The 15,092-nt window shown below is 68.8% G+C and carries 14 protein-coding genes; 13 read left to right on the plus strand and 1 reads right to left on the minus strand.

Annotated features, from left to right (window positions below; translation table 11 throughout):
- Positions 1-137 precede the first annotated feature (137 nt).
- Positions 138-803 (plus strand): DUF4232 domain-containing protein, encoded by a 666-nt coding sequence (locus P2L57_RS30215; protein WP_275819845.1) that lies wholly within the window; start codon positions 138-140, stop codon positions 801-803.
- A 72-nt stretch (positions 804-875) separates the two neighbouring features.
- Here P2L57_RS30215 and P2L57_RS30220 read toward each other — a convergent pair whose 3' ends face one another.
- A complete protein-coding gene (locus P2L57_RS30220; protein WP_275819847.1) occupies positions 876-1,694 on the minus strand; it encodes a C40 family peptidase in 819 nt (272 codons plus the stop codon).
- A 547-nt stretch (positions 1,695-2,241) separates the two neighbouring features.
- Between P2L57_RS30220 and P2L57_RS30225 the strand changes: the two genes are divergently transcribed.
- Genes P2L57_RS30225 through nuoL form a run of 12 tightly spaced genes read left to right on the plus strand, consistent with a single transcriptional unit; the run spans position 2,242 to position 15,089 of the window.
- Positions 2,242-2,601, plus strand: coding sequence for an NADH-quinone oxidoreductase subunit A (locus P2L57_RS30225; protein WP_269853804.1), 360 nt, complete (start codon positions 2,242-2,244; stop codon positions 2,599-2,601).
- Positions 2,602-2,655: 54 nt separating this feature from the next.
- Positions 2,656-3,210 carry a NuoB/complex I 20 kDa subunit family protein gene (locus P2L57_RS30230; protein WP_275819850.1) on the plus strand — a complete coding sequence of 185 codons (555 nt, stop codon included), beginning with the start codon at positions 2,656-2,658 and terminating at the stop codon, positions 3,208-3,210.
- A complete protein-coding gene (locus tag P2L57_RS30235) occupies positions 3,207-3,980 on the plus strand; it encodes an NADH-quinone oxidoreductase subunit C (RefSeq protein ID WP_275819852.1) in 774 nt (257 codons plus the stop codon). Before P2L57_RS30230 ends, P2L57_RS30235 begins: the two co-directional genes overlap by 4 nt.
- On the plus strand, positions 3,977-5,323 hold the full coding sequence (locus P2L57_RS30240; RefSeq protein ID WP_275819854.1) for an NADH-quinone oxidoreductase subunit D: 1,347 nt from the start codon (positions 3,977-3,979) through the stop codon (positions 5,321-5,323). Before P2L57_RS30235 ends, P2L57_RS30240 begins: the two co-directional genes overlap by 4 nt.
- A 35-nt stretch (positions 5,324-5,358) precedes the next feature.
- A complete protein-coding gene (gene nuoE, locus P2L57_RS30245) occupies positions 5,359-6,081 on the plus strand; it encodes an NADH-quinone oxidoreductase subunit NuoE (RefSeq protein ID WP_275819908.1) in 723 nt (240 codons plus the stop codon).
- A complete protein-coding gene (gene nuoF, locus P2L57_RS30250; RefSeq protein WP_275819856.1) occupies positions 6,078-7,430 on the plus strand; it encodes an NADH-quinone oxidoreductase subunit NuoF in 1,353 nt (450 codons plus the stop codon). Before nuoE ends, nuoF begins: the two co-directional genes overlap by 4 nt.
- Positions 7,427-9,934: an NADH-quinone oxidoreductase subunit G gene (locus P2L57_RS30255; protein WP_275819858.1), complete on the plus strand. Its 2,508-nt coding sequence runs from the start codon at positions 7,427-7,429 to the stop codon at positions 9,932-9,934. The genes nuoF and P2L57_RS30255 overlap by 4 nt, the downstream gene beginning before the upstream one ends.
- Positions 9,934-11,319, plus strand: a complete 1,386-nt coding sequence (gene nuoH / locus P2L57_RS30260) for an NADH-quinone oxidoreductase subunit NuoH (protein ID WP_275819910.1) — start codon at positions 9,934-9,936, stop codon at positions 11,317-11,319. The genes P2L57_RS30255 and nuoH overlap by 1 nt, the downstream gene beginning before the upstream one ends.
- Complete coding sequence (gene nuoI / locus P2L57_RS30265) at positions 11,312-11,953, plus strand: NADH-quinone oxidoreductase subunit NuoI (protein ID WP_275819860.1); 642 nt, start codon at positions 11,312-11,314, stop codon at positions 11,951-11,953. Before nuoH ends, nuoI begins: the two co-directional genes overlap by 8 nt.
- A complete protein-coding gene (locus P2L57_RS30270; RefSeq protein WP_275819861.1) occupies positions 11,950-12,837 on the plus strand; it encodes an NADH-quinone oxidoreductase subunit J in 888 nt (295 codons plus the stop codon). The genes nuoI and P2L57_RS30270 overlap by 4 nt, the downstream gene beginning before the upstream one ends.
- A complete protein-coding gene (gene nuoK / locus P2L57_RS30275) occupies positions 12,834-13,133 on the plus strand; it encodes an NADH-quinone oxidoreductase subunit NuoK (protein WP_275819862.1) in 300 nt (99 codons plus the stop codon). The genes P2L57_RS30270 and nuoK overlap by 4 nt, the downstream gene beginning before the upstream one ends.
- 15 nt (positions 13,134-13,148) lie before the next feature.
- Positions 13,149-15,089, plus strand: a complete 1,941-nt coding sequence (gene nuoL / locus P2L57_RS30280) for an NADH-quinone oxidoreductase subunit L (protein WP_275819864.1) — start codon at positions 13,149-13,151, stop codon at positions 15,087-15,089.
- Positions 15,090-15,092 lie beyond the last annotated feature (3 nt).

The raw sequence follows: 15,092 nt of genomic DNA on the forward strand, positions 1-15,092 counted from the left end.
TCCCTCCTTCGCGGTGAGAGTGTCGAGTTGTCGAGGTTCCCCACACGCTGCCGCTTTTCGGCCGGGATGCGGGACTCGGCACGGCATTGGGTAGGTGCCGTACGGATATGGCTGCCAGACCGTCTGAAGGAGAAACGATGCGTTCCACGACCGCCCGTCGGCGGATACCCGCCGTCGCGACTCAGGCCGCCGTCCTCGCAGCCGTCGGCGCGCTCGCGCTGACGGCGTGCTCGTCGGGGAACGGTTCGTCCAACGCCTCCATCGGCACCGGTTCCGGAACCTCTTCCACCGCCAGCTCCGGCGCCGGCGGTTCCGCCGCGACCGGATCCGGTTCGTCGTCGGCGCAGGGCTCCCAGACGTCCGCCCAGAACTCCGGTGGCGTCCACGCCTGCACCACCGGCCAGCTGAAGGCCGCCCAGACCAACCAGAGCGTCGGCGCGGGCCAGTACTACTCCACGTTGGTCTTCACCAACGTCTCCGGCACGACCTGCACGCTGACCGGCTTCCCCGGCGTCTCCTACGTCAAGGAAGGCGGCGTCCAGTCCGGCAACCCCGCGGCCCGCACCGGCGACCACGTCGGCACGGTCACCCTGCGCGCCCACGGCGGCAGGGCGAGCGCCGTGCTGCACGACAGCAACGGCGTGGGCGGCTACGACCCCGACCAGTGCCAGCTCTCACCCGCGCAGGGCCTGCGGGTCTACCCCCCGAACCAGAAGGCGGCCCTGTTCATCCCGTGGCAGCACGACCACTGCGCGGGTCTGAGCATCCACCCGCTGACCATCGGCCCGGTCACGGCGGGCTAGCCACCATCCGACGGCCAAGGGCCGCTGACCCACCGGGGTCAGCGGCCCTCACGCGTTGTGGACGCCTCGCCGTCAGGCGACGCGGACCGCGCCGGTCGGCTGGTCGTACGACATCGAGTGCTCGACGACACCGGTGCTCGGGTTCTGGGCGCCGATGAAGTTTCCATTGCCGACGTAGACGGCAACGTGGTAGGCGCTGCCCGCGCTGCCCCAGTAGAGGATGTCGCCGGGCTGGAGGTTGCTGAGGGAGACCTGGGTGCCCGCGGTCGACTGGTCCTGGGAGACGCGGGGGAGGTCGACACCGATGGTGCGGAACGCGGCCTGGACGAGGCCGGAGCAGTCATAGGCGTTGGGGCCGGTGGAGCCCATCACGTACGCCTTGCCGAGCTGTGCCTGAAGGAAGCTCAGGACGCTGGAGACGCTGCCGCTGGCCGACGAGGCCACGGAGGAACCGGACGAGCTGGCCGAGACGGAGAGCGACGCGCGCTGGGCGCTGCGGGAGGCGGCCTGCTGGGCGGCCTGGCGCTCGGCAGCGGCCTTGGCCTCGGCGGCCTTCTTGTCGTCGGCGGCCTTGTGCTGCTTGGCGGCCTGGGCGGCGTCCGAGACGGCCTGGTCCTGGGCGGCCTGGAGCTGGTACGTCACGACGGCCTGAGCGGTGGCGTCGGCGGCACGCAGCTGGGAGAGGTCGAGGGTCTGGGTGACCTCGTTGGGCGTCTGGTCGCTCGGGCTGCTGGCCTGCGCGGGGGAAGCGGCGCCGGTGAGGGCGACGGCTCCGATCACGCCACCGGCAACTCCGGCGCGTTTGACCCAGTTTGGCGGCGTATGTCGGGCATGCCGACGGCTGCGTATCTGGGTATCGGACTGCGGGGCGCGGGTCTGCGTTGAGGACATGGCCAATATGGCTATCAGGAATTCTTGGTTGCGTACAAAAAACGTAAGGTACGCCACAGTTTCCCGTTGGGCGGCGGCTATGTCGGATTTTTGATCTTGCGTTGGGCTTTCCGGAGGCTTCGACTCCGTTCGCTCGTGCTCGCGTTCACAACCGCACGAACCCGAAGTTCGGGCTCGTCAGCACGGCGTGTCCCGGTTCACCCGTCGGCGCACCCGGGTCAACGCCCCTTTTGCGCTATACCACGTACGATCCGCACCGCCAACTTTGCCTCGAACTCGGTGGCTTGATAATGCGACAGGCGTGGGTGACCTGCGGTTACCCCTGCGGGCGTCACCCCTGGTGATCACCTGGACGCTTCACGTATGAAGATCGCCACCCGTTCCACCCCATGATCCTTCATCAGGTGGTGGAGATCACAAAGCTGTTGGCGTACCCCGTGTCGCAGATCACAGACCGACGGGCATAGGATGCAGGCGGTTCGGGCTTGTGAACTGCCTCACATAGGAACGATCTGTCAGTCAACGTCGACTGGAAGGAGCGAGGGCGGTGAACACCTACGTCCCCATCCTCGTGCTCGGAGCCCTTGCGGCGGGGTTCGCGATCTTCTCCGTGGATATGGCCAGGCGCACCGGGCCGAAGAGGTACAACCGGGCGAAACTGGATGCCTATGAGTGCGGCATCGAGCCGACACCGCAGCCGGCCGGAGGCGGACGCTTCCCGATCAAGTACTACCTGACGGCGATGCTGTTCATCGTCTTCGACATCGAGATCGTCTTCCTCTACCCCTGGGCGGTCAGCTTCGACGCCCTCGGGCTGTTCGGACTCGTCGAAATGCTGCTGTTCGTCCTCACCGTCTTCGTTGCCTACGCCTATGTATGGCGGCGCGGAGGCCTGGAATGGGACTGAGCGGCCGAGTCACAATGGATGCGAACCCGGGCATTTAGGACAGGGGCAAACGCTATGGGTATCGAGGAGAAGCTGCCGAGCGGCTTTCTGCTCACGACCGTCGAGCAAGCCGCGGGCTGGGTGCGCAAGGCGTCGGTCTTTCCGGCGACGTTCGGTCTGGCCTGCTGCGCGATCGAGATGATGACCACCGGAGCGGGCCGCTACGACATGGCCAGGTTCGGGATGGAGGTCTTCCGCGGCTCGCCTCGGCAGGCGGACCTCATGATCGTGGCCGGGCGGGTCAGCCAGAAGATGGCCCCGGTGCTGCGCCAGGTCTACGACCAGATGCCGAACCCCAAGTGGGTCATCTCCATGGGTGTCTGCGCCTCCAGCGGCGGGATGTTCAACAACTACGCGATCGTCCAGGGCGTCGACCACATCGTCCCCGTCGACATCTACCTCCCCGGCTGCCCGCCGCGGCCCGAGATGCTGCTCGACGCGATCATCAAGCTGCACCGGAAGATCCAGAACGAGAAGCTCGGCGTGAACCGCGAGCAGGAGGAGCGGCTGGCGGAGGAAGCGGCGCTCAAGGCGGTCCCGACGATCGAGATGAAGGGGCTGCTGCGGTGAGCGACTCCCACGCCAACGACGCCGGCGACGGCGTCCAGCCCGGTGCGAACGGCGTCAACCCCGACAAGGACGTGAACGCCGCCAACCTCCCCGGCCAGCGAGGCGACCACGGCGAGCCGGTCCGGGTCCAGCGGGGCATGTTCGGCGCCAACAACGGTGGGGATACGTCCGGTTACGCTGGGCTCGTACGGCCGGTGCGGATGCCCGCGGCGTCGTCCCGGCCCTACGGAGGCGACTTCGACGAGATCGCCGACGAACTGGAAGGCGCCCTGGAGGAGCAGGGGCTGGTCCCGGAGAACGCGATCGAGAAGACGGTCGTCGACCGGGGCGAGATCACCTTCCATATCGCCCGTGAGCAGCTGCCCCGGGTGGCCAGGACGCTGCGCGACGACCCCGCGCTGCGCTTCGAGCTGTGTACGGGGGTGAGCGGTGTCCACTTCCCCGGCGACAAGGGCCGCGAACTGCACGCCGTCTACCATCTGCGATCGATCACTCACAACCGGTTGATCCGGCTTGAGGTCAGCGTGCCCGACAGCGATCCGCGTCTGCCGTCGATCGTCTCGGTCTATCCGACCAACGACTGGCACGAGCGCGAGGCCTACGACTTCTTCGGCATCGTCTTCGACGGCCACCCGGCGCTCACCCGGATCATGATGCCCGACGACTGGCAGGGCCATCCGCAGCGCAAGGACTACCCGCTCGGCGGCATCCCCGTCGAGTACAAGGGCGCCCAGATCCCGGCTCCCGACCAGCGGAGGTCGTACTCGTGACCGCTTCTTATGAGCAACCGCACGCACCCCAGCAGGCAGAGGAACGTGTCACCACCGAGGGCCGGGTCTTCACCGTCACTGGTGGTGACTGGGACGAACTCGCCGAAACCGTGGGCAAGGCGGACGACGAGCACATCGTCGTCAACATGGGCCCACAGCATCCGTCCACCCACGGGGTGCTCCGGCTGATCCTGGAGATCGAGGGCGAGACGGTCACCGAGGCGCGCTGCGGCATCGGCTACCTGCACACCGGTATCGAGAAGAACATGGAGTACCGGACGTGGACCCAGGGGTCCACCTTCGTTACCCGCATGGACTACCTCACGCCGCTGTTCAACGAGGCGGCCTACGCGATGGCGGTCGAGAAGCTGCTGGGCATCACCGACCAGATCCCGCAGCGGGCCGATGTCATCCGCGTGATGTTGATGGAGCTCAACCGGATCTCCTCGCACCTGGTCGCCATCGCCACCGGCGGTATGGAACTCGGCGCCACCACGATCATGATCTACGGCTTCCGGGACCGCGAACTCATCCTGGACGCCTTCGAGCTGATCACCGGCCTGCGGATGAACCACGCGTACATCCGCCCCGGCGGCCTCGCCCAGGACCTGCCGCCGGGCGCGGTCGACCATGTGCGCGAGCTGGTCAAGAAGTTCCGCAAGAACCTCCCCGAGTACGACAAGCTCGCCACCGGAAACCCGGTGTTCAAGGGCCGGATGCAGGACGTCGGCTACCTCGACCTCGCCGGATGCATGGCCCTCGGCGCCACCGGCCCCATCCTGCGGGCCGCCGGGCTTCCGCATGATCTGCGCAAGGCCCAGCCGTACTGCGGCTACGAGACCTACGAGTTCGACATCCCGACCGCCGACAGCTGCGACTCCTACGGCCGGTTCCTGGTCCGGCTCGCCGAGATGCGGGAGTCGCTGCGGATCGTCGAACAGTGCCTGGACCGGCTGGAGCCGGGCCCGGTGATGGTCGCCGACAAGAAGATCGCCTGGCCCGCGCAGCTCGCCCTCGGCCCGGACGGCCTCGGCAACTCGCTCGACCACATCAAGAAGATCATGGGCACCTCCATGGAGGCCCTGATCCACCACTTCAAGCTCGTCACCGAGGGCTTCCGGGTCCCACCGGGCCAGGCCTACACCGCCGTTGAATCGGCCAAGGGCGAACTCGGCGTCCATGTCGTCAGCGATGGCGGCACCCGACCGCACCGGGTGCACTTCCGTGACCCGTCCTTCACCAACCTGCAGACCATGGCGGCGATGTGCGAGGGCGGCATGGTCGCCGATGTCATCGTCGCGGTGGCGTCCATCGACCCTGTCATGGGAGGCGTCGACCGGTGACAACCGAACCCCCGGTATCGCTCGGCATCCCCGAGATGCCCCCACCCGACTATCCGGCCGAGGTGCGCGCCCGGCTGGAAGCGGACGCGAGGGAGGTGATCGCCCGCTACCCGGATTCGCGATCCGCGCTGCTGCCGCTGCTCCACCTCGTACAGGCCGAGGAGGGGTACGTCAGCCGCACCGGTATCCGCTTCTGCGCGCAGCTGCTGGAGCTCACCACCGCCGAGGTCACCGCCGTCTCCACCTTCTACACCATGTACCGCCGCAAGCCGTCCGGTGAGTACCAGGTCGGGGTGTGCACCAACACGCTGTGCGCGGTCATGGGCGGTGACGCCATCTTCGAGGCGCTGCAGGAGCACCTCGGGATCGGCAACGACGAGACCACCGAGGACGGCCGGGTCACCCTGCAGCACATCGAGTGCAACGCGGCCTGCGACTACGCCCCGGTGGTGATGGTCAACTGGGAGTTCTTCGACAACCAGACCCCCGAGTCCGCGAAGCGCCTGGTGGACGACCTGCGTGCCGGGCGCGCCGCCCAACCGACCCGGGGCGCACCGCTGTGCACGTACCAGGAGACCGCGCGCATGCTCGCCGGTTTCCCCGACACCCGCACGGGCGCGGTGGAGGCCACCGGCGGCGCCGGTCACGCGTCCCTGGTGGGGCTGCGGCTGGCCAAGGGCGAGACAGCCCCCGGGCGAATCGTCTCGCCGCGTGAAGGCGGGATCGCGCCGGGCGCCGGCGGGGAGGGGGAGGAATGACCGTGGCAGCCGCTATCAACGAGACCAGCCCGGAGAAGGTGCTCGCACCCGTACTGTCGGCGTTCTGGGACGAGCCGAACTCCTGGACCCTGGAGACCTATCGTCGCCACGGCGGCTACGAGGGCCTGCGCAAGGCACTCGCCATGGCCCCGGACGATGTGATCGCGCTGGTCAAGGACTCAGGGCTACGCGGCCGAGGCGGCGCGGGCTTCCCCACCGGAATGAAGTGGCAGTTCATCCCGCAGGGCGACGGCAAACCGCACTACCTGGTGGTCAACGCGGACGAGTCCGAACCCGGTACGTGCAAGGACATCCCGCTGCTCTTCGCCAATCCGCACTCCCTCCTGGAGGGCATCGTCATCGCCTGCCACGCGATCCGCTCGAACCAGGCCTTCATCTATCTGCGCGGCGAAGTCGTCCCCGTACTGCGACGGCTGCACCACGCGGTCGCCGAGGCGTACGAGGCCGGATACCTCGGCCGCAACGTCCAGGGCTCCGGATTCGACCTGGAGTTGACGGTCCACGCGGGCGCGGGCGCGTACATCTGCGGCGAGGAGACGGCGCTGCTCGACTCCCTCGAAGGACGCCGCGGCCAGCCCAGGCTGCGTCCCCCCTTCCCCGCGGTAGCCGGTCTGTACGCGTGCCCCACTGTGGTGAACAACGTCGAATCCATCGCCTCGGTTCCCGCGATCCTCACCCGGGGCAAGGACTGGTTCCGATCGATGGGCAGTGAGAAGTCTCCGGGCTTCACGCTGTACTCCCTGTCCGGGCACGTCGCCAACCCCGGCCAGTACGAGGGCCCGTTGGGCATCACACTGCGCCAGCTGCTGGACATCAGCGGCGGTATGCGGCCCGGCCACCGGCTCAAGTTCTGGACGCCGGGCGGCTCCTCGACACCGCTGCTCACCGACGAGCACCTTGACGTCCCCCTGGACTACGAGGGCGTGGGCGCCGCCGGATCGATGCTCGGCACCAAGGCGCTGCAGTGCTTCGACGAGACCACCTGCGTGGTGCGGGCGGTCGCCCGGTGGACCGAGTTCTACGCCCATGAGTCCTGCGGCAAGTGCACACCGTGCCGCGAAGGGACGTACTGGATGGTGCAGTTGCTCCGGGACATCGAGGCGGGCAAGGGCCGCTCGGAAGACCTCGACAAGCTGCTCGACATCGCCGACAACGTCAACGGCAAGTCCTTCTGCGCCCTCGGGGACGGCGCCGCCAGCCCCATCTTCTCCTCGCTCAAGTACTTCCGCGAGGAGTACGAGCGCCACATCACCGGCCAGGGCTGCCCCTTCGACCCGGCTCTGTCCACCGCGTGGGCGCACCAGCCGCACCTGGAGGTGAACGCATGACTGTCACCGCTGACGTTTCCTCCGGAGGCGGAGAGGCGGCGGTGCCGCCAGAAGATCTCGTGGCCGTCACCATCGACGGCATCGAGCTCTCGGTGCCCAAGGGCACCCTGGTGATCCGAGCCGCCGAAATGGTGGGCATCGAGATCCCGCGCTTCTGCGACCATCCGCTGCTCGACCCGGTAGGCGCCTGCCGCCAGTGCATCGTCGAAGTCGAGGGCCAGCGCAAGCCGATGGCGTCCTGCACCATCACCTGCACCGACGGGATGGTGGTCAGGACCCAGCTGACCTCGCCGGTCGCCGAGAAGGCGCAGCGCGGTGTGATGGAACTGCTGCTGATCAACCACCCGTTGGACTGCCCGGTCTGCGACAAGGGCGGCGAGTGCCCGCTGCAGAACCAGGCGATGTCCACCGGACAGGCGGACACCCGCTTCGAGGGCAGGAAGCGCACCTACACCAAGCCCATCCCGATCTCCCCGCAGATCCTGCTGGACCGGGAGCGCTGTGTGCTGTGCGCGCGGTGCACGCGCTTCTCGGAGCAGATCGCCGGGGATCCGATGATCGAGCTGCTGGAGCGGGGCGCACTGGAGCAGGTGGGCATCGGCGAGGGCGAGCCGTTCGAGTCCTACTTCTCCGGCAACACCATCCAGATCTGCCCGGTGGGCGCCCTGACCTCGGCCGCGTACCGCTTCCGGTCCCGCCCGTTCGACCTGGTCTCCTCGCCGAGCGTGTGCGAGCACTGCGCGGGCGGCTGCGCCAGCCGTACCGACCACCGGCGCGGCAAGGTCATGCGGCGGCTGGCCGCCAACGACCCCGAGGTCAACGAGGAGTGGCTGTGCGACAAGGGCCGCTTCGCGTTCCGCTACGCCCAGCGCCCGGACCGGCTGACCCATCCGCTGGTCCGGGACAACGGCGAGTTGCGCCCGGCGAGTTGGCCCGAGGCGCTGGAGACCGCTGCCCGCGGGCTGCTGGCGGCGCGCGGGCGCACCGGAGTGCTGACCGGCGGCCGGCTGACCGTCGAGGACGCCTACGCGTACGCGAAGTTCGCCCGGGTCGTCCTGGGCACCAACGACGTGGACTTCCGCGCCCGGGTGCACAGCGCGGAGGAGGCCGACTTCCTGGCCGCGCGGGTGGCCGGACGCGGCCGGGACCTGGACGGTACGGGCGTCACCTACACGTCGCTGGAGAAGGCACCTGCCGTACTGCTGGCCGGACTTGAGGCCGAGGAGGAGGCGCCGGGCGTCTTCCTGCGGCTGCGCAAGGCGCACCGCAGGCGCGGCCAGCGGACCTTCGGGCTCGCCCCCTACGCCACCCGTGGGCTGACCAAGACGGGCGGAACGCTCCTGCTCGCCGCCCCCGGTACCGAGCCCGAATGGCTGGACGCGCTGGCCAGCGGTGTCGGGCTGGACGAGGTGGGCGCGGCGGCGTCCGAGGCGCTACGGCAGGACGGCGCGGTGATCCTGGTCGGCGAGCGGCTGGCCGGGGTGCCGGGTGCGCTGACCGCCGCCGCGCGGCTGGCCACCGCGACCGGTGCGCGGCTCGCCTGGATCCCGCGCCGCGCCGGTGAGCGGGGTGCGGTGGAGGCCGGTGCGCTGCCCGGGCTGCTGCCCGGCGGGCGGCCGCTGACCGATCCGCGGGCCCGTGAGGAGGTCGCGGCCCTGTGGGGGGTGGCCGAACTCCCGCACCGCTTCGGCCGCGACACCGACCAGATCGTGGGCGCGGCGGCGGGCGGTGAACTCTCCGCGCTGCTGGTCGCCGGGGTCGAGGTGGTGGATCTGCCCGATCCCGCACGTGCCCGGGAGGCGCTGGACCAGGTCGGGTTCCTGGTCAGCCTGGAGCAGCGGCCGAGCGAGGTCACCCGGCGCGCCGATGTCGTCTTCCCGGTGGCGGCGGTGGAGGAGAAGCCCGGGACCTTCCTGAACTGGGAGGGCCGGGCCCGCCCGTTCGAGACCGCGATCAGGCCGGATCAGGCGACCACCCGGCACAAGCTCTCGGACGTCCGGGTACTGCACATGATCGCCGATGCCATGAGCGGTGCCGCGGACACCGGTGAGCCCGGCCGCCTCGACCTGCCCGACGTCCAGGCCGCCCGGCGCGAACTGCGCAGGCTCGCCCCCTGGGACGGCCCGCATCCCAGCGATCCGCTGGAGTCGTCGCGTCCGCTGCCCCGGCCGGGGGCGGGCGAGGCGGTGCTCGCCGGGCATCGGCTGCTGCTTGACCTGGGCCGGTTGCAGGAGGGCGATGACGCGCTGGCGGGGACCCGGCATGCGGCGGTCGCCCGGCTGTCCGCGGCCACCGCCGCGGAGTTCGGCCTGGCGGACGGGGCGGCGCTCACGGTGACCAGCCCGGCCGGGAGCGTGACGCTGCCGCTGGAGATCACCGCGATGCCGGACCGGGTGGTGTGGCTGCCGCTCAACTCGAAGGGCTCCGGGGTCCCGGACGGACTCGGGGTGCTCCCGGGCCGGTTGGTCAAGGTCGGCCCAGCCGCGCAGGAGGTGGCCAAGTGATCACTCCAGCCGTATCGAGCCTTCCGGCCGTACAGGGTCTCGCGGCGGAGAACCTGGGTGTCTTCGGCCGCGATCCATGGTGGCTGATCATCGTCAAGGCGATCTTCTGCTTCGCCTTCGCGATGCTGACGGTGCTGTTCTCCATCGTCTGGGAGCGCAAGGTCGTCGCCTGGATGCAGCTGCGGATCGGGCCCAACCGGCACGGCCCCTGGGGCATGCTGCAGTCCCTCGCGGACGGCGTGAAGCTGATGCTGAAGGAGGACCTGGTCGTCAAGGGCGCCGACAAGGTGGTCTACATCCTGGCGCCCATCGTCGCGACGATCCCGGCCTTCATGGCCTTCGCGGTGATCCCGTTCGGCCCCGCGAACAACGAGATCTCGATCTTCGGCACCCGTACCCCGATGCAGCTCACCGATCTGCCGGTGGGCGTCCTCTACATCCTCGCCGTGGCCTCCGTGGGCATCTACGGTGTGGTGCTCGCGGGCTGGTCGTCCGGGTCGACGTATCCGCTGCTCGGCGGGCTGCGCTCGACCGCGCAGATGATCTCCTACGAGATCGCCATGGGCATCTCGTTCGCCGCGGTCTTCCTCTACTCGCACTCGATGTCGACCTCGCAGATCGTCGCCACCCAACACGACAAGTGGTACGTGGTGTTGCTGCCGGTCTCGTTCATCGTCTACATCGTGTCGATGGTCGGTGAGACCAACCGGGCCCCCTTCGACCTTCCCGAGGCGGAGGGCGAGCTGGTCGGCGGATTCAACACCGAGTACTCGTCGATCAAGTTCGCGCTGTTCATGCTGGCCGAATACGTCAACATGGTCACCGTCTCGGCCATCGCGACCACCCTCTTCCTCGGCGGCTGGCGGGCGCCCTGGCCGATCACCGCGTTCTGGGCGGGCGCCAACCACGGCTGGTGGCCGCTGCTGTGGATCACCATCAAGATCCAGCTGCTGCTGTTCTTCTTCATCTGGCTGCGCGGCACGCTGCCGCGCATGCGCTACGACCAGTTCATGAAGCTGGGCTGGAAGGTCCTGATTCCGGTCTCGATGGTCTGGCTGATGCTGGTCGCCACGGTGCGCGCGCTACGGAACGAGAACTACGACTTCCAGCGGATCGTGCTGTACGTGGGCGGCGGGGTGCTCGCGCTGCTGCTGCTCTCGCTGGTGGTCGACGTCTTCCGCGACCGCGGCCGACGCGAGCCCGCCGAGTCCGGTGCGCCCGGCGACCGGTTCGACCCGATGGCGGGCGGCTTCCCCGTACCGCCGCGGCCCGGACAGACCCTGCCGCCGGTACCGCGCCGAAGGCCGCGCGGTGAACGGCAGTTGGTCAACGCCACGGATACCGCCGAAACGGCGGACAAGGAGCAGGAGGGCGACAATGCCTGACCGCGAACCCCGGGACGAGGAGTCCCGCACCCGCTGGCAGAATCCCGTGGCCGGGTTCGGCGTGACCTTCACGGCCATGTTCAAGAAGCGGCTGACCGAGCAGTACCCGGAGTACAAGAAGCCGGTCGCCCCCCGCTTCCACGGCCGCCACCAGCTCAACCGGCATCCGGACGGGCTGGAGAAGTGCATCGGCTGCGAGCTGTGCGCCTGGGCCTGCCCGGCCGACGCGATCTACGTCGAGGGCGCGGACAACACCGACGAGGAGCGCTACTCGCCCGGCGAGCGGTACGGCCGCGTCTACCAGATCAACTACGCCCGCTGCATCCTGTGCGGCCTGTGCATCGAGGCCTGTCCCACCCGGGCGTTGACCATGACCAACGAGTACGAACTCGCCGACCGCACCCGTGAGTCGCTGATCTACACCAAGGAGGAGCTGCTCGCGGGTCTGGAGGAGGGGATGGTGGACACTCCGCACGCCATCTTTCCGGGCATGACCGAGCAGGACTACTACCGCGGTCAGGTCACCGAGGCCGCGCCCGGCACGGTCCGGCAGGTCGCGGTCTCCAAGGGCGAACGTTCCGAAGACGGCGAGGAGGCCGAACCGGCCGAGAAGGCCGAGGGGGCCGACGCATGACGACATCCACCGGCGAGGCCGTCCAGTTCTGGCTGCTCGGAATCGTCGCGGTGCTCGGCGCGCTGGGCACCGTGGCGATGAAGAAGGCCGTGCACAGTGCGTTGTCGCTGGCCGGCACCATGATCATACTGGCCGTCTTCTATCTGGCGAACGGTGCCTACTTCCTGGGCGTCGTGCAGATCGTCGTCTACACCGGCGCGATCATGATGCTGTTCCTGTTCGTCGTCATGCTGGTCGGCATCACCGCCGCGGACTCCCTCAAGGAGACGATCAGGGGGCAGCGCTGGCTCGCCGTGCTGTGCGGACTCGGCTTCGGCATCCTGCTGATCGCCGGGCTCGGCAACGCCTCCGTGCACAGCTTCACCGGCCTGGGACAGGCCAACTCCGGTGGCAACGTCGAGGGGTTGGCGCGACTCATCTTCACCACCTACGTATGGGCCTTCGAAATCACCGGCGCACTGCTGATCACCGCGGCCGTCGGCGCGATGGTGCTCACCCACCGCGAGCGCACCGAGCGCGCCGCCACCCAGCGCGAGCTGGCCGAGCGGCGGGTGCGCGAAGGCGCCCAGGTGCCACCGCTGCCCGCACCGGGCGTATATGCCCGGCACAACGCGGTGGACATCCCCGGGCTGCTGCCCGATGGCACCCCCGCCGAGTTGTCCGTCAGCGAGACGCTGCGGGCTCGCGGTCAGGTCCGGGATGTCAGCGGTGAGGCGCTGGAGCACCTCAAGGAGCTGGAGCAGCGCTCCGAGGAGTACGCGGAGGGCGAAGGGGAGTCGGGCGCCAGGCCCGAGAACTCGGCGAACGGGGCGGCGAACTCGGCGAACGGGCCGGCGAACTCGGCGAACGGGCCGGCGAACTCGGCGAACGGGGCGGCGAAGTGAACCCGATCAACTACCTGTACCTCTCCGCGTTGTTGTTCACCATCGGCGGGGCCGGGGTCCTGGTCCGGCGCAACGCGATCATCGTCTTCATGTGCGTCGAGCTGATGCTCAACGCCTGCAATCTGGCCTTCGTCACCTTCGCCCGGCTGCACGGCAATCTCGACGGCCAGATCATCGCGTTCTTCACGATGGTCGTCGCGGCGGCGGAGGTCGTGGTCGGCCTGGCGATCATCGTGACGTTCTTCCGCTCCCGCCACTCGGCCTCGGTCGACGACGCCAGCCTGATGAAGCTGTAGATAGGGGCAGTTGACGTGGATCACCTCATCGGAGCCCTCATCGGGGCTCCACTTCTCGGCGCGGGCATCCTGCTCGTCGGGGGGCGCCGGCTCGATCGGGTAGGTCACTGGATCGGCTGCCTGCTGGCCGCGGTCTCCTTCGGGATCGGGGCGGCGCTGTTCGCCGACATGCTCGGCAAGCCCACTGACCAGCGCACCCTTACCTCGCATCTGTACAGCTGGGTGCCGGTCGGCGGCTTCCGGGCCGATGTCGCCTTCCAACTGGACCAGTTGTCGATGACGTTCGTGCTGCTGATCACCGGTGTGGGCACGCTGATCCACATCTACTCGATCGGCTACATGGCGCACGACGAGAACCGCCGCCGCTTCTTCGGCTATCTCAACCTCTTCCTCGCGGCGATGCTGCTGCTGGTGCTCGCCGACAACTACCTGTTGCTGTACGTCGGCTGGGAGGGCGTGGGCCTCGCCTCCTACCTGCTGATCGGCTTCTGGCAGCACAAGCCGAGCGCGGCGACGGCGGCGAAGAAGGCGTTCATCGTCAACCGGGTCGGCGACATGGGGCTGTCGATCGCCATCATGGTCCTGTTCACCACCTACGGGACCTTCTCCTTCGGACCGGTGTTCGCGCACGCCACCGGTGCCAGCCAGGCCAAGCTGACCGTCATCGGCCTCCTGCTGCTGCTCGGCGCGTGCGGCAAGTCCGCCCAGGTGCCGCTGCAGTCCTGGCTCGGGGACGCGATGGAGGGCCCAACTCCGGTCTCCGCCCTGATCCATGCGGCGACCATGGTGACGGCGGGCGTGTATCTGGTGACCCGGTCCGGGGCCATCTTCAACGCGGCGCCCACGGCACAGCTCGCGGTCTGTGTGGTCGGTGCGGTCACGCTGATGTTCGGTGCGATCGTCGGTTGCGCGAAGGACGACATCAAGAAGGCGCTGGCCGGATCCACGATGTCGCAGATCGGCTACATGATGCTGGCCGCCGGGCTCGGCCCGATCGGCTATGTCTTCGCCATCATGCACCTGGTCACCCACGGCTTCTTCAAGGCGGGTCTGTTCCTCGGCGCCGGTTCCGTGATGCACGGGATGAACGACGAGGTCGACATGCGCAAGTACGGCGGACTGCGCAGGTACATGCCGATCACCTACGTCACCTTCGGCCTCGGCTACCTGGCGATCATCGGTTTCCCGGGACTGTCCGGCTACTGGTCCAAGGACAAGATCATCGAGGCCGCCTTCGCCAAGGGCGGTACGGAGGGCTGGATCCTCGGCGGGGTGGCACTGCTGGGCGCGGGCATCACCGCGTACTACATGACCCGCGTCATGGTGCTGACGTTCTTCGGCGAGGAGCGCTGGGAACCCGCGCCGGACCCCGACAAGACACCCGGCGTCGAGCCGGGGATCGAGGTGCACCCGGGAGAGCTGCCGCACCCGCACGAGTCGCCGAGGTCCATGACCATCCCGATGGTCATCCTGGCCTTCGGCTCGGTCTTCGCGGGCGGGCTGTTCAGCATCAACTCGGCCTTCCTGAAGTGGCTCGAACCGGTGACCGGGCACAGCGAGGGCCACTCCCCGGTCAGCACCTGGGAGGTCACCGCGGCCACCCTGGTCGTCCTGGTCGTCGGCGGCGCGCTCGCCTGGGCGCAGTACGGGCGCAGGCCGGTACCGGTCACCGCGCCCCGCGGTTCGCTGGTCACCAGGGCCGCCCGCCGGGATCTGCTCCAGGACGACTTCAACCACATCGTGCTGGTACGCGGCGGCGAACACCTCACCCGCAGCCTGGTCTACCTCGACCACTCGCTGGTGGACGGCGCGGTGAACGGCACGGCCGCGTCGGTGGGCGGTCTGTCCGCCCGGCTGCGCCAGGTGCAGAACGGCTATGTCCGGTCGTACGCGGTCTCGATGCTCGGCGGTACGGCGGTGCTGGTCGCCGCGACCCTGCTGATGAGGGCGGTCTGATAG

This window comes from Streptantibioticus ferralitis, assembly GCF_029223525.1.
Classification (GTDB): Bacteria; Actinomycetota; Actinomycetes; order Streptomycetales; family Streptomycetaceae; genus Streptantibioticus_A; species Streptantibioticus_A ferralitis.

Bases quoted from the DNA above. Each gene is read 5' to 3' on its own strand.
- P2L57_RS30255 (WP_275819858.1), top strand. From the start codon at position 7,427: ATGACTGTCACCGCTGACGTTTCCTCCGGAGGCGGAGAGGCGGCGGTG.
- P2L57_RS30220 (WP_275819847.1), bottom strand. From the start codon at position 1,694: ATGTCCTCAACGCAGACCCGCGCCCCGCAGTCCGATACCCAGATACGC.
- nuoF (WP_275819856.1), top strand. From the start codon at position 6,078: ATGACCGTGGCAGCCGCTATCAACGAGACCAGCCCGGAGAAGGTGCTC.
- P2L57_RS30270 (WP_275819861.1), top strand. From the start codon at position 11,950: ATGACGACATCCACCGGCGAGGCCGTCCAGTTCTGGCTGCTCGGAATC.
- nuoI (WP_275819860.1), top strand. From the start codon at position 11,312: ATGCCTGACCGCGAACCCCGGGACGAGGAGTCCCGCACCCGCTGGCAG.
- P2L57_RS30215 (WP_275819845.1), top strand. From the start codon at position 138: ATGCGTTCCACGACCGCCCGTCGGCGGATACCCGCCGTCGCGACTCAG.
- nuoE (WP_275819908.1), top strand. From the start codon at position 5,359: ATGCCCCCACCCGACTATCCGGCCGAGGTGCGCGCCCGGCTGGAAGCG.
- P2L57_RS30230 (WP_275819850.1), top strand. From the start codon at position 2,656: ATGGGTATCGAGGAGAAGCTGCCGAGCGGCTTTCTGCTCACGACCGTC.